Genomic DNA, 19872 nt, shown 5'->3' on the forward strand with positions numbered 1-19872 from the left:
AGTTTCTTTTTGAAAGAATTAATTAGATTCTATGGATAATCAAACTCACAAAAATTGCGTATTTAACGAATAGTCATATAATTACTGTCGTAAAACTTTTTTTACGGCAGTTTTGATTTTATATTATGAAAAAGAATATTTTTATACTTTTTTGTTTAGTTTTTTTCTCTTGCCAACAGAGTAAAAAAGGAACAGTTGTAGTCTGGAATAACGAAGGGGCAGAAACGTTTGTAATAGATGCTGTGAATAAAAAAAGTAATCAAACGACTAATTTGAATGATTACATTGAAAGTTGTAGAGTTGTTCCCTTAGAAACAAGGAGAGATGCTTTGGTAAATAAAATTGAGAAAGTAATTGTAGCCAACAATAAGGTTTATCTACATTGTGATAGAGATAAGATATTGATATTTGAAGCAAATACAGGGAAGTTTATAAACAAGATTCATGCCGTTGGTCAAGGTCCAGAAGAATATACAGAGATTACTGATTTTGCAATAGAAAAAAGAACAAACAATATTTGTACATACGATGAACGCAAGCACAAAGTGATTAAATATACAGCAGACGGACGGTTTATCAATGCAGTTAGGACAAAATTTCATGGGTTGAACATTTATAGCGTTAATGATTCCATCTATGCGGTATATGATGATATTAATATTTTGACATCTGAGAAGAGTGACTTGCTGTTGGTAAATAATGATTTTTCAAAACTTGAAGAACTATATTTTCCACATCAAGAAAGATTTTACAACAGAGCTCCTGAAAAATCTAATTATTCAAAACATCACTACTTTAACACGTATGATGATAGAACTTACATAACCCCTTCTATTTATCATTATACGTACGAAATCATTGGAACAAAATTGAAACCTAAATATAATTTTGATTTTGGAGATAAAAATATAGAGCCTACTGACGATATATTTTTCACAGAGGATTTGGTTGACTCAGGAAAGGTTTTTGGTGTTAACTATTACGAAAATAGTCGTACTCTTTTTGTTGAATATGGTCTAAATATGACCAGGCATTTTCTATATATTGATAAAGAAACAAAAAATCAAGTCTTTATGTTGGGTAAAGATTGGAAAAATATGCCTTTGCTGTACTACATTTTTACAGGCAAAATAGTAAGAGCTGTAAATGAAGATGAGGATACATTTATGACTTTAACTTGGTTTGGGGAAGATGATTTTATAAAAAATAACGAACATTTTCTAAATGCAACAGACAGTCTGTACCTACCCGAAATTGATAAATTGAGAAAAGTTAAAAGTGACGATAATCCTGTATTGATTTTTTTTAGAATGAAAAAGTTTTAACATTATGAAAAGTCACGAACACATGTTTTTATCGTTATATCAATCTATTTTCAGAAATCCAAAAAAAATGAAGAAAATAATACTATCTACCATCGGTTTAATTTTTTTATTATCTTGTAAAACAGATACTACGAACGCAAAAGAAGAAAACGTACAGCAGTTGCTTCCCGAATCGCCTACAGAAGTAACCGTTATGCCATTACAATCTAAGCCATTTACGCACGAACTTGTTAGCAACGGTAAAATACACGCCTCACAAATGGTAGGTCTCAAATTCAAAGCTAACGAAAAGATTGCTCGTATTTTGGTTAAGAATGGTGATAACGTAGCCCAAGGTCAGATAATCGCTACTTTGGATGGATTTTCTTTTGAAAACAAATTACAACAAGCCCAAGACGATGTAAGTCGTGCCCGTTTGGAGTTGCAAGATATGCTTATCGGTCAAGGGTTTAAGCTGAAAGATTCCGCAAATGTCCCTCCGCAAACAATGGAACTTCTAAAAGTAAAAAGCGGTTACAACAAAGCATTAAGCCACTACAAAATGGCTAAAAACGAACTTCAAGGTGTTACTTTGTACGCACCCATCAGCGGAACAATCGCCAACCTGAATAGTAAGCCCAACACATATCCTGATATGTCAAAAGACTTCTGTAATATCGTGAATCTACACAGTATGGAAGTCAGCTTTCCTATTATGGAAAGTGAATTAGGGTTTGTACAAAAAGGCGGCGAGGTGGAAGTGATACCTTTTTCAATCCCTGATGTAAAAATCAAAGGAAAAATCACCGAAATCAATCCGTGGATTGACCAAAACGGAATGGTACAACTGAAAGCCTCTGTGGCATATCATCCGAAAATGGTGGAAGGAATGAGCGTTCGTGTAAGTATTTTCCGAGCATTGGAAAAACAGTGGGTAGTTCCCAAATCAGCAGTCGTTCTGCGTACCAACCGAAAAGTTCTTTTCACATTGAAAGACGGAAAAGCCTTTTGGAACTACGTTCAAACAGGTTTGGAAAATGCTACCGAGTACACCATAACAGGCGAAACCCTCAAAGAAGGCGACCCGATTATCGTTTCTGGAAATATTAATTTGGCTCACGAATCGCCTGTGGTGGTGAAAGAGTAAGTTGAGATATTGACATTTTTAAAGGGAAGTGTTGTAAAAAGTATGATATCTTTAATAAAGTGGATATTTCTGTCAGGCTGAGCGTAGTCGAAGCCCTGTAATTACGAGGCTTCGACTACGCTCAGCCTGACAATCAGAACTACCATCATACTTTTTATGACACTACCTTTTAAAGTATAACTTTAAAAATGTCTGAAAATTAAATGCAAGAATCTTGTATACATTTGTGGAATATATTATTTTTGGACAAAATTAAAGTGGCACTTTAAAAATGTCGAATATTAATATACATATAAGGAGAGAATTATCAACTGAGCTCATAAGATTGAGTGATTTTTACTCAGTTTTGGTAGTTACAGGGCCCAGGCAGTCGGGAAAAACAACCCTTTGTAAGGTGAATTTTCCTTCCTATCACTATGTGAATATGGAAGATATTGCTTTACGAGAACAAATTATGCTCAATCCGAAAGCATTTTTGAAACAATTTCCAAAAGGGTTAATCATTGATGAGGTTCAAAATGTTCCTGAATTGCTTTCGTATATTCAAGTAGTTGTAGATGAGGATAATTCACGAAAATTTGTTCTCACGGGGAGCAACAATTTTTCATTGATGCAAGGTATCACACAATCTTTGGCAGGTAGAGTTTCCGTTTTTACGCTGTTGCCTCTTTCGCTACAAGAATTAGGAGATATTCCATATAGAACAGACACTAACACATTGATTATCAATGGTGGGTATCCAGCTGTTTGGGCGAAGAAAATCCCTGTCCAAGACGTTAGCCGAAATTATTACAACACTTACATAGAGCGAGATGTGAGGCAATTGATGAAAGTCAAAAACTTATCTAACTTTCAAACTTTTATGAAGTTATGCGCTGGACGCGTAGGGACAGAATTGAACATAAATGCTTTATCGAACGAAATAGGGATTTCATCGCCTACACTTAAAGAATGGTTTAGCATTTTGGAAGCATCGTACATTGTTTTCCGTTTGCCTCCATTCTTCAAAAATATAGGGAAAAGATTGGTAAAATCACCTAAAATATATTTTTACGATACAGGATTGGCGTGTTTTCTTTTGGGAATAGAAACACCACAACAATTGGCGGTGCATCCGTTACGGGGAGTATTGTTTGAAAATATGGTAGTTTTAGAGTTTTTTAAAAATAAGTTTAATAAAGGGGTTTTACCAAACTATTATTTCTATCGGGATAAAAACCAAAAAGAAGTGGATTTGATAGAAGAAAAAGCCAATGAAATCAAGGCTTATGAAATAAAATCAGCACAGCTTTTCAATAAGAATTTTATAAAGAATTTAGACTATATCAAGAATCTATTAGGAGAAGAAGTGATTTCTACCCAAGTGATTTACGATGGAGAATTAACAGTCCATTCATCTGAAAACGGAATGGTTAATTTTAGAAATATTCATTTTTGAAAATAGGATAAAAACCAATAAATTACAGAAACATGACAAAAAGAATTTTACCAATGTTGTTGTTTGCAATCGGATTGTTTTCTTGTAAAGACAAAGAGCAAGATCAAACAAATGGAATACGTATTTTAAAAATTCAAGATTCTGAAAAACAAGAAGTTATTGATAAAATAACGTATCTTCCTATTCAAGAAGATGAACAATTTTTGTTTTCTGAATTATCGAAGGTAATCATTAAAAACGATTGTATTTATATCTTGGATTTACATCAATCCAACTCGCTTCTATGTTTCTCAAAATCAGGGAATTTTATAAGAAAAATAGGCAATCAAGGACAAGCATCGGATGAGTATATTCGTTTACAAGATTTTGATGTAGATGATTCGCATGTATATTTATACGATAGAAGACAAAAGAAAATGTTGACTTATGATTTGGAGGGAAATTTTATCGAAAGTAAAAAAACTCCTTTTGTAGGTAAAAATTTTAAGGTATTGCCAAATCAACAATTTCTTTTTGCTTTGGCGAAAGGGGATGGAAAAGAGCCTTTACTTGTGCAGACATCCGCTGATTTTGCAGATCAGAAAAATATACTAAATTTCCAAAAAGAATACGTTGACGACAACGGAACGCCTACCGTTTTTCAGCCTTCACAAGAGCATATTTTATTTAACAGAGCGGTCAATGACTCTGTATTTGTGTTGAATAAAACTGGCGCGATAGCTTCTACTTATGTCTTTGATTTTGGAACTAAAAAAGTACCTAATGACTTAAAAAACAGCTATGAGACCTTGGTGGAAGTTAGAAAAGAAAATGATTTTGCTTATCTGATAGGTGCACCATTGCTGATTCATAATAGATATTTGGTAAGTGAAATTTTTTATGAGGGTAGTAAAGCTACTTTACTATATGATTTGAACGAAGATAAATGTGAAATAACTCAATGGTTGCCTGAAAAAATGTATTCAACAGACATCATTCTACCAACAGCTGCTTTTGATAATGGGGTTGTTGGCTGGATGGATATCGATGTTTACGATGTTTTGAAAGAAAAACCAACACTTTCTGGTGATTTGATGAAGCATTTAGAAGAAGGGGGCAAAATACTTACGTTTTACCATTTTAAAAAATAAATAGGAATAATCTGTCATAAAAAATAACATGATAAAATTCTTACTTACACGCCCGATAGCGGTACTGATGAGTTTTTTGGCACTTATCATCGTAGGTGCCATTACATTCGGTACATTGCCCGTTTCTTTGTTGCCTGACATTCCCATTCCCGAAATTACGGTACAAGTTACGGGCGAAAACACATCAGCACGTGAGTTAGAAAACACAGTCGTTACTCCCATTCGTCAGCAACTGCTACAAGTGGGTAAATTGCGTGATATTACAAGCGAAACCCGTGACGGAAACGCCATTATTCGTCTGAAATTTGATTATGGCACGAATACCGATTTGGCTTTTATTGAAGTCAACGAAAAAATTGACGGCTCTATGAGTCGTTTGCCACGCAATACCAAGCGTCCGCAAGTGGTGAAAGCGAGTGCTACCGATATTCCCGTTTTTTACCTAAACCTTTCTCTTAAAGACGATAAAAGCTATTCCGAACCCGATGAACAGCGTTTTTTGGAACTGTCGGAATTTTCTCAAAACATAGTAAAACGCCGTGTTGAGCAACTTCCTGAGGTGGCAATGGCGGACATCACGGGATATATGCAACAACATATCCGTATCACCCCCAATATGGATTTTTTGGAAACCATTGGATTGCAACTTTCGGATATTGAGAATACATTACAAGCCAACAACGTAGAACCTGGTAGTATGGTGGTTCGTGATGGCTATTACGAATATAATATCAAATTTTCATCGGTGCTTCGCACCATAGAAGATGTTAAAAACATTTATTTCAGAAAGGGTGACCGACTTTTGCAACTCAAAGATTTTGCCCAAGTAGAATTATCCAAAAAAGGGGAAACGGGTCTTTCGGTTACAGATGGTAAACGCAGTGTAACATTGGCAATCATCAAACAGTCCGATGAGACAATGCAAAATCTCAAAGAAAGCCTGTACCAAACCCTTGACAATCTTGAAAAATCATATCCCGATGTTCAGTTTTCCATCAATCGAAATCAAACAGAATTACTTGACTACACTATCAGTAATCTGAATCAAAACTTGTTTTTAGGCTTTGTTTTGGTGTTTTTGGTGGCCATCTTCTTTTTAGGAGATGCCAAATCGCCTATGATCATCGGGCTGAGTATGTTTTCGGCTTTGATTATTTCATTTGTCTTTTTCTATTTGTTTGACAAATCGCTAAATATCATATCTTTATCAGGAATGATATTAGCTTTGGGAATGATGATTGACAGTGCCATTATCGTTACGGATATCATCACCCAACATCGGGAAAAAGGCGAAACTTTGTTTGACGCTTGTGTAAAAGGTACTAATGAGGTGATTACGCCCATTTTGAGTTCTACTTTTACCACTATCGCCGTTTTTTTACCTCTGATTTTTTTAAGTGGGATTTCGGGAGCCATCTTTTTAGACCAAGCCTTTGCCGTAAGTGTAGGGCTGTTGGTTTCGTATTTTACGGGAATTATTCTGCTTCCGATTTTGTATCATACCTTTTATCACAAAAAATGGCTTTCCAAAACTACTATTTTTCGAAAAACACAACAAAAAATTGATAAAATATTATTTTCAAGCTATGATAAAGGCTTCTATTTTACATTTTTACACAAGAAACCATTGTTTTTAGCAATTATTTTGATGATTCCGCTATGTTTTTTATTGTTTAGGGTGGTTCCGAAGTCCAATATGCCTGATTTAGACCATATTGAACTCATTGCCAAAGTGGAATGGAATGAAAATATCCATATTGACGAAAACAAAAAACGAACCGATGCACTGTTTCAATCTGTGGATGAATGGACAGTAGAAAGTGCAGGATATGTGGGCAACAAACAATATCTATTGGAAAAAGAAAACAACCTATCCGTTACGGAAGCCGAAGTATATTTCAAAGGTAATTCTCCCAAAAGAATAGCAAAAATCAAAGAAAATCTAAACCGATGGATACACGAAAACTATCCGCAGGCAGTGCTGACGTTTGCTCCTCCAAAAAATATTTTTGAAAAGATTTTCGATACCAATGAAGCTGACATAATAGCTCAGTTGTACTCAAAAAATCGACAAAAAACTCCTTCCATTGCCGATATTAAGCAAGTACAGACACGCATCGAACAGAGTTCGGGTGTCTCTTCAGTAGATATAGCCTTTGAAGAGCAATTTGTCATTACCGTAGATAAAGAAAAACTGCTACGTTACAAAGTGGATTACAGCGAGGTACATCGTGAGCTTAAAACAGCCTTTAAGAACAACGAAATAGCCACCCTGCGTTCATACCAACAATATTTACCCATAACCCTTTCAGGAAACTTACAAACCATCAATCAGGTACTTCAAAACACAATGGTTCGCACCAACTTACGGGATGAAAAGGAACAATTTATAAAAATCCCGTTGCAGTCTTTGCTTGGCATTTCGAAAGGACAAGATTTAAAAACAATCGTTTCGGGTAAAAACGGGGAGTATATTCCGCTTGTATATCCAAGTCTGGAAAATGCCGAAGACTTTATACAAGCCACTGAAAACGAACTTAAAAGCGATTCACAGTGGGAAGTACAATTTGCAGGTGGGTTCTTTTCGAGCCAAAAAATGCTCGGTGAATTAGTCGTTGTGCTTATTATTTCCGTACTGCTGATGTACTTTATATTGGCAGCTCAATTTGAGAGTTTTACTCAACCTCTTATAGTGCTTATTGAATTGCCTATTGATATTGCTTTTGCGTTGTTACTTCTGTGGGGTACAGGACATACACTCAATCTGATGAGTGCCATTGGGATTGTAGTTTCTTGCGGAATAATCATCAACGATAGTATTTTAAAAATTGATATGATTAACGAGCTTCGCAAAGCCAATGCACCTTTGATGGAAGCCATACACACCGCCGGACAAAGGCGTTTACGTTCCATTATGATGACTTCTTTAACCACAATTTTGGCAATGACACCACTTTTATTTTCGTTTGATATGGGTTCAGAATTGCAAAAGCCTCTTGCTGTCGCAATGATAGGTACAATGATGATGGGAACATTGGTAAGTTTATTTATTATTCCGCTAATTTATTGGTTGATTTATAGAGATAAAAACAAATAGTTCACTCAGTCCGAAAATTAAAGACAATGTGGTAAAAAATGGTGCTTAAAAACCTTGTAAAGTATTGTTTTTTTTAAGAGTTATAATGAAATCACTTCGATTATAACTCCTGCAAATATATAAAAATAAGTAACTATGATTTTTAAAAGACTTTTTTACCACATTGCCAAAAATAAAAGAAGCTGTCTAAAAAACATAGAACAGCTTCTTTATTATAAATTAATTTCCCTATAAATTACAAACTAACGCGTTTGAATGTAGTGATTTCAACTCCTTTTGAAGCCACATACTGAGACACTTTCTTAGTTTCATCAGATATATATACTTGATCTAATAAAGCCTTCTCTTGGTCTAATGAAGTGTTATCACTAATGAAGCGTTGCAATTTTCCAGGAAGGATTTTGTCCCAAATTTGCTCTGGTTTTCCTTCTGCTTTCAATTCAGCTTTCGCATCTTCTTCCGCTTGTTTCAACACTTCGTCCGTAAGTTGAGCATACGATACATATTTAGGAACATTTTTCAAAGGTTTCCCTAAACGCACTAATTCCTCATTCTCTTTTTCAATAACAGCGATACGAGCCTCTGTTTCTTTCGCAATATAGTCAGCAGAAAAATCTTTGTAAGACAATGTTTCGGCACCCATAGCAGCGATTTGCATAGCCAAGTTTTTAGAAACATCATTAGCGTCAGCGACATTAGCTGACAAACCTACCAAAGCAGCAATCTTATTACCGTGGTGTATATACGCACCTACAAAAGGAGCCTCTATTTTTTCGAAAGCCCCTACTTCGATTTTCTCACCAATAACTCCTGTTTGTTCAGTCAATTTTTCAGCAACTGTTATTCCCTTATAGTCAGCTGCCAACAATTCCTCTTTTGAATTCACAGAAAGAGCCATCTCAGCCAAATCTTTTGCCAAAGCAACAAAGGATTCATTTTTAGCTACGAAATCCGTCTCACAATTCAATGAAACGATAGCTCCTTTAGTGTTATCTCCGTTTACTTTTGCAATAACAGCTCCCTCGCTTGAATCACGGTCAGCTCTTTTTGCAGCAACTTTTTGTCCCTTTTTACGTAGGATTTCAATAGCTTTGTCGAAATCTCCTTCTGCTTCAATCAAAGCACCTTTACAATCCATCATACCAGCTCCTGTGGCTTGTCTCAATTTGTTTACATCTGCGGCTGTAATATTTGCCATAATTTTGTGTTGTATTTTATATTAATAAATTCGTTAAAAAAGAAGAAGTAATTACGTTTTGAAAGGCATATTTCGCAAACATAATTACTTCGTTATCTGATTTTAGAGAGTATCTGAAATATTAAAACTTGAAAAACTCTGTCATTGTTTCCCTATTTGGTCAGGATGGCGTTGAACGAGAGAAAAGAATCTTTGACAAATAAAAAAATCAAATTCTCAATGACTCCGTTACACTACACTCTGAATGACATTCAAACAATCTCTCAAATAGTGTAATAATTATTCAGCAGTTTCTGCCTCTTTATTGTCTGACGTTTTTCCTGCAAGACCTTCGTTAATAGCCTCTGTCACGTACGAGAGAATTTTTTCGATAGATTTTGAAGCATCGTCATTTGCTGGGATAACATAGTCCACCTCACGAGGGTCTGAATTGGTATCCACCATAGCAAAAATAGGAATGTTTAATTTTTGAGCTTCTTTAACTGCAATATGCTCACGCATTGTGTCCACAACAAACAACGCTCCTGGAAGGCGAGACATGTCAGCGATAGAACCTAAGTTCTTCTCTAATTTTTCTCTTAAACGTTCGATTTGTAGTTTTTCTCTCTTTGAAAGGGTTTCAAAAGTGCCATCTTTTTTCATTTTATCAATTGAAGACATCTTTTTAACCGCTTTGCGAATAGTAACAAAGTTAGTTAACATACCTCCTGGCCATCTTTCAGTGATGTAAGGCATCTTAACTGATGCTGCTTTTTCTGCAACAACATCTTTTGCTTGCTTTTTAGTTGCAACAAAAAGAATTTTTTTACCTGATGCTGCAATTTTCTTCAAAGCCTCATTAGCTTCTTCAATTTTAGCTGCAGTTTTGTATAAATTAATTACGTGGATTCCGTTACGCTCCATATAGATATATGGTGCCATATTAGGGTTCCATTTTCTAGTCAAATGCCCAAAGTGAACACCTGCATCTAGTAAATCTTTAATTTCTATGTTATTTGCCATTTTTTTAATAGTTTACGTTCCGTTGAAATTTAGCAATACTGAAGTGGAAACCATAACGTTTGCCAACAATATTTGGATGCTAAACTAAATTCCTTCTGAAAAGGAACAACGACAACAATGTTTTTAAATTCTTTAATAAGTCTAACGTATTAACGTTTAGAGAATTGGAATCTCTTACGAGCTTTTTTCTGACCGAACTTCTTACGTTCCACCATACGAGGGTCTCTCGTTAATAGCCCTTCCGGTTTCAATGTAGCTCTATTTTCAACATCAACTTCGCATAAAGCTCTTGATATTGCCAAACGGATAGCCTCAGCTTGTCCTGTTACTCCACCTCCGTAAACATTCACTTTCACATCATAAGTATCCTCTGTTCCTGTTAAAGCGAAAGGTTGTCTTACTTTGTACTGAAGTGTTGAGGTTGTAAAGTAATCATTTAATTCTCTTTTATTTACACTAATTGCACCATTACCTGGTTTCAAATAAACACGTGCAACCGCTGTTTTTCTTCTTCCAATTTTGTGAATTACTTCCATTATTTCAAATCGTTTAAGTTAACGGCTGTAGGTTGTTGTGCTTCGTGTTTGTGCTCTGTACCTACATACACTTTTAAATTACGTAAAATCGCCACACCCAATTTATTTTTTGGCAACATACCTTTAACTGCTTTTTCAATTAAACGCTCAGGGTGTTTCGCTAAGACGTCCTTAGCTGTTTGCACTCTCTGCCCTCCTGGATAACCTGTGTAACGAAGATATTCTTTATCGTTCCATTTGTTACCAGTTAAGTTGATTTTTTCAGCATTGATAACAATCACGTTATCTCCGCAATCAACGTGTGGTGTAAACTCAGGCTTGTACTTACCTCGTAGCAATTTTGCCACTTTTGAAGCAAGACGACCCAATGTCTGTCCTTCAGCATCTACCAAAACCCACTTTTTGTTAGCAGTGTTTTTGTTTACTGAAATTGTTTTGTAGCTTAATGTGTCCACATTTCTAATTTTAAATTAAACATTCCTTTTCCTTATCAAAATACATACGTATCTGAAATTGGGGTGCAAAGTTACAATTATTTACGTAATATGCAAATTTATTGATGCTTTTTTATTTCAGGAAATCATTTCTACTAACACTTTGTAATAGCAAAACTAAATTTAAGGAAGAAAGACTTTCTAACGTAACACACTAAACACTTCCTTAACAAAGAAAGTTATCTATTTTGCTAAAAATCAACTCTCATAGGCAAACATTTTTTTTCGGTATTCACTCCTAAAAACTTAGGGAATAAGCAACGTCTTTGTGCAGTAGTAAGAAAAACTCAAAAGTAATTCAAAATACTATCGCTATGATGGGATATCATACTTTGATTAACATAGATTTTAGAATGTTTCTAAAAACAAAAAAAACTCTTCGAAAAAACTATATATTTTTGAGAGTAATTATGGTTGTCATATTCAAATTGACTCAAGATTTGCTTGCCACTAAACCTGATACATTTGAGTAATATTTTTGAGCACTAAAGTCTAGCTTTAATTGTTTTTTTACTGAAAAAGTGAAGTCCTAAACTTTTAACTATATACTACCAATTACCACGCAGCATTTGATCTGTTTTGATTACTTACACATTCTTTTTATTTGGTGTGGATTTTCACGACCTTTAAATTATTCAATGGTACCGCCTTAGAAGAAAAATCTTTTGGAATGCAATTTGTGTTTTATCTCCTCTAATATTGAAAAAAAAATAGAAGGTTGTTTAAAAAGAGTTTTTCTATATATTACTCTGAGTGTAGAAATGTTTTTTAATAACTCATTGTTAGATTTTGCTTCTTATCTACAAAAGATAAGGATTATAGATTAAATCTTTTTAAACAACCTTATTGTATTCTGCTTAAGAGTTATGACTCTTTTTCTTATCCGTTCCTGATTTTCCGTTGTTATCTCTTGGTGGACGAGGTAATAAAGCCTTACGAGACACACGTGTCTTTTTTGTTTTAGGATCAACGCCTAAGTATTTCACTTCGATGATATCACCCTCTTTCAATGCATCAGAAACTTTTTCAATGCGTTCCCAAGCGATTTCAGAAATGTGGATAAAAGAATCCTTACCTGGCATAAATTCAACAATCGCACCAATTTCCAACAATCGGATTACTTTCACTTTGTAAGTTTCTCCTTCTACGGGTTCGAACGAAACAGCATGAACAGCATTAATTACTTCTTCAATACCTTCAGAATCAGTCCCTAATATTTCAACTATGCCCAATTCCCCCACTTCCTCAATAACGATGGTGGTGTTAGTACGAGATTGTAGGTCTTGGATATTTTTTCCTCCCGAACCGATGAACGCACCGATATATTCTTTCGGCATTTCCATTTTAACAATTTTCGGAGCATGAGCTTTAACTTCCGACTTAGGTTCGGCAATCGTATCAGTAATTTTGTTTAAAATATGCATACGTCCCTCACGAGCTTGTTCCAAGGCTTTCTCTAAAATTTCATAGGTCAAACCTTTTATTTTGATATCCATTTGACAAGCAGTAATTCCATCTTTGGTTCCTGTAACTTTAAAGTCCATGTCTCCCAAGTGGTCTTCATCACCTAAAATATCCGAAAGTACAGCATATTTATCCCCTTCGGTAATCAATCCCATTGCAATACCCGAAACAGGTTTAATCATCTGAACTCCTGCGTCCATTAACGCCAAAGTACCAGCACAAACAGTCGCCATTGACGATGAACCATTCGATTCTAAAATTTCGGAAACTACCCGAACAGTGTAAGGACAATCAGCTGGAATCATACGCTTCAAAGCACGTTGAGCTAAGTTTCCATGTCCAATTTCTCTTCGTGAAGTCCCTCTAAGTGGACGAGCCTCACCAGTAGAGAACGGTGGGAAGTTATAATGTAGGTAAAAACGTTCTTCACCTTGTTCTGTTGGAAGGTCAATAACGTTTGCTTCACGTGATGTTCCCAAAGTAACCGTTGTCAATGACTGAGTTTCACCACGAGTAAAAATAGATGATCCGTGAGCAGATGGTAGATAATCAATTTCGCACCAGATTGGACGAATTTGAGTTGTATTTCTTCCATCCAAACGGATATTTTCATTTAAAATAAGGTTTCTAACAGCTTCTTTATGAGCCTTTCCAAAATATTTGCTGATTAAAACAGCATATTCTTCCTGCTCTTCTTCCGTAAACAGAGCCATACATTCCTCTTTTACAGCAGCAAATTTGTCGCTACGCTCATGCTTTCCTGTATCTTCTTTAGCAATGGCGTAGCATTTTGGGTAAGCATAGTTATATACTTTATCCTTAATTTCCTCATTTTCAGCTTCAGGTTCGTAACTACGTTTTTCAGTTTTTCCAACTTTTTCTGCCAAACGAATTTGAGCATCAATTTGTACTTTGATAGCTTCGTGAGCAAATTTGATGGCTTCGGTCATTTCTTTTTCAGAAACTTCGTCCATCTCTCCTTCCACCATAGCAACGAAATCTTTGGAAGCTCCTACCATAATGTCTATATCCGACTGAGCCAATTGCTCTTTGTTCGGATTTATGATGAATTTTCCATCAACACGACCTACCCGCACTTCGGAAATTGGCCCATCGAACGGAATGTCGGATACAGCAATACAAGCAGATGCTGCTAAACCCGCTAAAGCGTCAGGCATTACACTTTCATCGTGTGACATTAATTGAATCATTACCTGAGTTTCAGCATGATAGTCTTTTGGGAATAAAGGACGTAACACACGGTCAACCAATCGCATGGTTAATACCTCTTGGTCGCTTGGACGTGCCTCACGTTTGAAAAAACCACCGGGGAAACGTCCTGCAGCGGCAAATTTTTCACGATAATCCACCGTTAAAGGTAAAAAATCCGTATCTGGGTTAATTTCTTTGGCAGAAACTACTGTTGCAAGCAACATCGCATTGCCCATCCTAACAACAACAGAACCATCTGCTTGTTTAGCTAATTTTCCCGTTTCGATGGATATTTCTCTACCATCTTCAAGGGTAATAATTTCCTTTTTTACTTCTGGAATCATAAATTCTTTTTTTAATTAAACAATGGGTTGTGTTGTTGTTTATGTTATAATCCCAATGGCCAGTTATGCACCGACAGGCTTAAAAAGATTAATAGAATCTATAGTTGTATGTGTATTTTTCTGTTTTTCTTAGTTTTAAAAAATCTGTCCATGGAAAGACAAAAACACAAAAAGTAAAACACAAAAATATTTTGTCATTTTAAAGGAGAATATAAAAAACGTTTAAAAAAAAAGAGGCAAAAAGCCCCTTTTTGATTATTTTCTAATACCAAGTTCTTTGATTATATTACGATATCTTTCGATGTCGTTGTTTTTCAAGTAGTCAAGCAAACTTCTTCTTTTACCTACCAATTTAACCAACGCACGCTCTGTGTTATAATCTTTACGATTTGCTTTTAAGTGTTGCGTTAAGTGGTTGATTCTGTGTGTAAAAAGAGCTATTTGCCCTTCTGATGAACCTGTGTTCGTTTCTGAACCTGCGTACTTTTTGAAAATTTCCGCTTTAATTTCCTTTGTTAAATACATTCCAATATTGTTTTAAATGATTATTATGTACTGATTTTTAGGTGGCAAAGATACATAAAAATATGTAACCTCCAAATTTTTTATAATTTATTTTTCATCGTTCTGAATTGTAGGAGAAGCCATGCATAACAGTTCCACTACGTCTAAAATTTCGATAACATCCTCTTTTTTCTTACTTTTTATACCGTCTGTGAGCATTGTGTTACAAAAGGGACAAGCTGTAGCAATTACCTCTGGTTGTACTTCCAGAGCTTGTTCTGTGCGTAAAGCGTAGATCTCTTTATCGCCTCTTTCGGATTCTTTGAACATTTGGGCTCCACCCGCACCACAGCACATTGAGCGACTTTTACTTTTTTTCATTTCAACTAATTCGACACCCAATTTTTTTAACAAGTTGCGTGGAGCATCATAAACATTATTGCCTCTCCCTAAATAACAAGGATCGTGAAATGTCACACGTTTACCTTTAAAAAAATCTTTGTCAATATGTAGTTGATTCGATTTGATGAGCTTCTCAATATATTCTGTATGATGCCAAACCTCATAAACACCCCCCAATGCAGGATATTCATTTTTGAGAGTATTAAACACATGTGGACATGTAGTTACGATTTTTTTGACGTTATAAGCTTCCAAAAGCTGAATATTACTCATAGCTTGGATTTGGAAAAGAAACTCATTTCCAGCTCGTTTAGCAGGGTCTCCAGTATCACTTTCTTCAGCTCCGAGTACTGCAAAATCTACGTTAGCTTGATTTAATAGCTGAACAAACGCCCGAACGATTCGTTTAGCTCGGTCATCGTAACTGCCTGCACTTCCTACCCAAAATAAAATTTCAGGAGATTTACCTTGTGCCATAAGTTCGGCCATCGTAGGTACGTAAAGCGTATTTCTGGTCATAGTCATATGCCGTTAGTAATCTTCAAAGACTTCAATAGAACGTTGTTTCGTCTAATCAGAAAAATATGGTGTACTTTTATTTTTAATCGTTTTATTATTAGGTTTTTAACTGTTTTGTAAAAATGTTTTTTTTTGAGACTTGAAATTGTAATTTTTCTACCTTTATCTAGCTCACCCCCTTTAGCTTACGCAACTTAAAAATGATTCTTTTTCCTACAGCTTTTAAACCCAAGATGTTTTTATACTTTCTAGAATTAAGATTCATTCACCCAATTCAGGCGGTCAGCTTGGCTATATGCCCATGGAGCTCCGTTATTTTCGATGTTGGTCATCATTGTATTTAACTCGGCAGGAGCTGCCGATTCTTCCATTACTAGGTATTGACGCATATCCATAATTATTGACAAAGGGTTGATACTAACCGGACACGCTTCCACACATGCATTACAGGATGTACACGCCCAAAGTTCTTCGGGAGTGATGTAATCATTCAACAGTTGTTTGTTATCATTCTGAAATTTACCTTTATTGGTATCAATATTTTTACTAACCTCCTCCAGTCGATCGCGTGTTTTCATCATTATGTTTCGTGGCGATAGTTTTTTCCCCGTTAAATTTGCAGGACATTCATCGGTGCATCGTCCACATTCGGTACAGGTGTATGCATTCATGAGTTGTACCCATGTTAGGTCAAAAATGTCCGAAGCACCAAATTTTTCAGGAGGTGTAGCGCTTTCAACAGGTACAGCAAAAGGATCAGCCGTAGGGTCGAGCATTAGTTTTACTTCCTCCAAAACCCGTTGGTTAACTTTTAATGCTCCTTGCGGACGCGTTGAAGCAAAATACGTATTGGGGAATGCTAAAACTATATGTAAATGTTTCGAATAGTACAGATAATTCAAAAAGAATAGTACTCCAATAATGTGTAACCACCAGCAACAACGCTCAATGGCTATTAGTGTTACAGCTGAAAAATTGGTAAAAAGTTTTGATATCCAACTGCTTATAGGGAAACTCCCTGCCTGGATATAGCCTTCAACTCCTAAATCCTGTAGTCGTAGATCCGCAGCATTCATTGTTAGGAAAAGAAGCATTAAAATGGTTTCGATGTAAAGAATATTATTACCGTCTTTTTTAGCCCAATTTTGAAGCTCTTCTTTTTTGAATCGACTTATATTCAACAGATTACGACGAATCCAAAAAACACCTACCGAAATGAGAACTAACAACGCTAACACTTCAAATGAAGCAATTAAAACATCATAAAAACTGCCTAAAAAAGCAAACACACGGTGCGTACCAAAGATGCCATCTATCACAATTTCAAGCATTTCGATATTTATGATAATAAATCCAAGGTATACCAGAATATGCAGAATTCCCGATATGGGACGAACGGTCATTTTTTGCTGTCCAAGTGCAATCCAAAGCATGTTTTTCCACCGCTGTGCTTTGTTGTCAGTCGTATTTTCGTCCTTTCCTAAACGGATATTCCGAACGAGTTTACGAACATTTTTTACAAAAAAAACGATAGCAATCGCAAATAGTAAACAGAATAGTATGTTAGGTAATATACTCATAATCATTTCTTTACTCTATAATAGAGTTCTATTCATTCGTGTAGGACTGGAAAACGCTAATAGAACTCTATCAAAACCAATCTTATATGTAACTTAGTAGAGATACCAATTTCATTTCTGAAAATTAGTAAAATCTGCGAAGAGTAGATTGATAGAAGCTAATTTTTAGGATTAGCTTATTCTTTTTCAGAAGATTTATTTTCTTGGTAAGGTTGCTGTTTTTTCCCAAAAACTGAAAAATGCATGTAGCGTTTTGGATTTAGCCGTAAATCTTCTAATAATAATTCCAATTGCTTACTGCTGTTGCTCAAATTGTTATACAAAATTTCGTCTTTCATCAGTTTCCCTAAACTACCATTACCTTTTTCCATATTAGCAAGTACCGCATTGAGATTTGCTATAGCTGATTGTGTTTCTTTAATAGTTTTATCTATGTCAGCGTTTGCTAAATTATTTGAGACTTTAGCTAAATCAGCGGTAATTTTATTAGTATTTTGTAGACTTGCGTTCAAATGCTCTTGATTGGTTGCTAACATTTTATTCAACATTATGGTTGATTTGTTCAAATGTTGCATTGTACTACTTAAATCCGAAATAGCTTTTTTTAAATCAGCTACTGTTTTTTCGTCTAATAGCGTATTTATGGAATTGATTGTTGCGTTAGAATCCGTGAGTAAACGGTTGATTTTCTCTTGTGTAGGGTCAATTTTTGAAGATAAGGATGTCATCATGTCTTCTTTAATTGAGCTTGTAAGTATTTCGCCCGATTCGGCAAGTGGAGCATCGTCAAATACAGGTACAATCTGCATTGAAGTTCCCCCTAAAAGACTGCTATAAATTTCAGCTTTACTATTTTTTGAGAAAAGAAAATCCTTTGAACAAGATAGAGTTACTTTAATTTTGGCCGTTTTTTCTTCCAAAGTTACAGCATCAACATTACCGATTTTAACCCCATTGACTGTTACAGGTGTTCCTGATTTTAATCCATTGGAATGATCAAAATAAGCATAGTAAGTATTAGTTCTGCTGAACATTGTTTTGGATTTCAAAAAGTTAAATCCAATGAAAAAACAAGCAATACCTGCAATGACGATGACAGCAGCTTTAAATTCTTTTGATAATTTCATTATGTACTTTTTACGATTTTATGTTTAGTTTCTAAATGTGCAAAGGTACGGATAAAAAAATGAAACTATCTTAAAAAAATATCAAAATCATTCATTTTTTTCAGCTACACTTAATTGTACGGGTTTTCCGTCCAAATATGCAATTATGTAAGCATCCTTGTATCCAACTTTTTTTGCATTGGCTAACAGTACGTTAGCCTCTGAGCGTTTGGAGGCTGCTCCATAGAGATAACAGTATAAGTTTCCACATTTTACGGATGAAATTGGAGACAATTTTTTGAAGTTGTAAGGTTTAGCCTCTATTTTTTTGGCACTGGATGACAACTGTATTTTATAGACAACCTTTGATTTTTTGATATTTCCTTTTTTCTGAGTGGTACTATTATTCTTTTTGGTTGTATTACTGCTTTTGGAGGTCGTTTTGGCTGTTTTTTTTATGTTATTTGTCTTTTTAGGGCTTGATGCTTTCTTTTCTGATGACTTAGCAGGTGTTTCTTCTATAAAATTTTCTGGAACAATATGCGAACTACGTGATTGTACCCATGTTTTATAAGACAGAATAGCATCGGCGATGTTTTCTGCAAAATCTGTTTGTCCCTTTTTAGAGGCTAAAAATTTCAATTCATCATTATTTGACAAAAAACCAGTTTCAACCAGTATACTAGGCATATAGGTTTGGTGTAACACAATAAACGGTGCTTGTTTTACCCCTCGATTGTTACGTTGCATCACATTTGTGAAATTATCCTGTACATATTTTGCCAACTGAATACTCTGCTCTAAAAACTCCTCCTGCATGATCGATAAACCGATGAACGATTCAGGTGAGTTTATGTTGTAGGCAGCATATTTGGTTTTGTAGTTATCTTCCAAATAGATTACGGCGTTCTCGGTTTTTGCGACTTCCATGTTTCGGTCGTTAGCACTCAAACCTAACACAAAGGTTTCAGAACCAGCGGCTTGTGTGTGATGGGCATTGCAATGTACCGAAACGAACAAATCGGCCTTAGCTCTATTAGCGATGGCTCCACGCTCATACAAATCGACAAAAACGTCTTTTTTTCGTGTGTAAATAACCTGAATATCAGAGTGTTGTTCTAGTATTTTTCCTACTTCTAAAACAATATTTAGTGCCACATCTTTTTCGTATATCTTTCCTTTCCCTATTTTCCCCGGGTCTTTACCACCATGCCCAGCGTCTAAAACAACGTTGAAAGTAGGAGTTTTTTGTGAAAAAATTAAATTCGACACTAAAAGTGCTAAAAATAATAAGATGTTTTTCATTTCTGTTATGATGTTTTTTTAGTAAGAGATTGTGATTGAATTTTTTATTTATGCTGATTAGTGTATTTAGACATTTTCGAAAATCTCGGG

General features: G+C 35.3%; 15 protein-coding genes. 5 read left to right on the forward strand and 10 right to left on the reverse strand.

The annotated features are described in order from the left end of the window. Window positions 1–125 precede the first annotated feature (125 nt). The 5 genes from ACF3OB_RS01395 (at window position 126) to ACF3OB_RS01415 (ending at window position 8116) form a co-directional block, all read left to right on the forward strand. The gene (locus tag ACF3OB_RS01395) at window positions 126–1325 is read left to right on the forward strand and encodes a 6-bladed beta-propeller (RefSeq protein WP_392448049.1); all 1200 of its coding nucleotides are present in this window, start codon (window positions 126–128) and stop codon (window positions 1323–1325) included. A gap of 67 nt (window positions 1326–1392) precedes the next feature. Next, window positions 1393–2451 (forward strand): efflux RND transporter periplasmic adaptor subunit, encoded by a 1059-nt coding sequence (locus ACF3OB_RS01400; protein ID WP_172914480.1) that lies wholly within the window; start codon window positions 1393–1395, stop codon window positions 2449–2451. Window positions 2452–2722: 271 nt separating this feature from the next. Then, window positions 2723–3889, forward strand: coding sequence for an ATP-binding protein (locus ACF3OB_RS01405; RefSeq protein WP_172919503.1), 1167 nt, complete (start codon window positions 2723–2725; stop codon window positions 3887–3889). A gap of 32 nt (window positions 3890–3921) precedes the next feature. Beyond that, window positions 3922–5019, forward strand: a complete 1098-nt coding sequence (locus ACF3OB_RS01410) for a BF3164 family lipoprotein (RefSeq protein ID WP_172918282.1) — start codon at window positions 3922–3924, stop codon at window positions 5017–5019. A 28-nt stretch (window positions 5020–5047) separates the two neighbouring features. Next, on the forward strand, window positions 5048–8116 hold the full coding sequence (locus ACF3OB_RS01415) for an efflux RND transporter permease subunit (RefSeq protein WP_392448052.1): 3069 nt from the start codon (window positions 5048–5050) through the stop codon (window positions 8114–8116). Window positions 8117–8351: 235 nt separating this feature from the next. Here the strand turns inward: ACF3OB_RS01415 and tsf are convergent, their stop codons facing one another. From tsf to ACF3OB_RS01465, 10 genes are all read right to left on the reverse strand, one after another. Further along, window positions 8352–9314, reverse strand: a complete 963-nt coding sequence (gene tsf, locus ACF3OB_RS01420; protein WP_042344361.1) for a translation elongation factor Ts — start codon at window positions 9312–9314, stop codon at window positions 8352–8354. A 279-nt stretch (window positions 9315–9593) separates the two neighbouring features. Continuing rightward, window positions 9594–10316, reverse strand: coding sequence for a 30S ribosomal protein S2 (gene rpsB / locus ACF3OB_RS01425; protein WP_042006018.1), 723 nt, complete (start codon window positions 10314–10316; stop codon window positions 9594–9596). A 149-nt stretch (window positions 10317–10465) separates the two neighbouring features. After that, on the reverse strand, window positions 10466–10852 hold the full coding sequence (gene rpsI, locus ACF3OB_RS01430; protein ID WP_042006020.1) for a 30S ribosomal protein S9: 387 nt from the start codon (window positions 10850–10852) through the stop codon (window positions 10466–10468). After that, entirely contained in the window at window positions 10852–11307 is a 456-nt protein-coding gene (gene rplM / locus ACF3OB_RS01435; RefSeq protein WP_042006021.1) for a 50S ribosomal protein L13, read from the reverse strand. Before rplM ends, rpsI begins: the two co-directional genes overlap by 1 nt. 896 nt (window positions 11308–12203) lie before the next feature. Further along, complete coding sequence (locus ACF3OB_RS01440) at window positions 12204–14366, reverse strand: polyribonucleotide nucleotidyltransferase (RefSeq protein WP_119652614.1); 2163 nt, start codon at window positions 14364–14366, stop codon at window positions 12204–12206. A gap of 255 nt (window positions 14367–14621) precedes the next feature. Then, entirely contained in the window at window positions 14622–14891 is a 270-nt protein-coding gene (gene rpsO / locus ACF3OB_RS01445; protein ID WP_042344363.1) for a 30S ribosomal protein S15, read from the reverse strand. 87 nt (window positions 14892–14978) lie between these two features. After that, on the reverse strand, window positions 14979–15791 hold the full coding sequence (locus tag ACF3OB_RS01450; protein WP_042005584.1) for a (Fe-S)-binding protein: 813 nt from the start codon (window positions 15789–15791) through the stop codon (window positions 14979–14981). A gap of 254 nt (window positions 15792–16045) precedes the next feature. Further along, window positions 16046–17371 carry a (Fe-S)-binding protein gene (locus ACF3OB_RS01455; RefSeq protein WP_095894355.1) on the reverse strand — a complete coding sequence of 442 codons (1326 nt, stop codon included), beginning with the start codon at window positions 17369–17371 and terminating at the stop codon, window positions 16046–16048. Window positions 17372–17547: 176 nt separating this feature from the next. Next, window positions 17548–18498, reverse strand: coding sequence for an MlaD family protein (locus ACF3OB_RS01460; protein WP_392448055.1), 951 nt, complete (start codon window positions 18496–18498; stop codon window positions 17548–17550). Window positions 18499–18585: 87 nt separating this feature from the next. Further along, the gene (locus ACF3OB_RS01465) at window positions 18586–19782 is read right to left on the reverse strand and encodes an N-acetylmuramoyl-L-alanine amidase (protein WP_042344367.1); all 1197 of its coding nucleotides are present in this window, start codon (window positions 19780–19782) and stop codon (window positions 18586–18588) included. Between the last annotated feature and the right edge of the window lie 90 nt (window positions 19783–19872).

The organism is Capnocytophaga canis (assembly GCF_043187445.1).
GTDB lineage: Bacteria > Bacteroidota > Bacteroidia > Flavobacteriales > Flavobacteriaceae > Capnocytophaga > Capnocytophaga canis.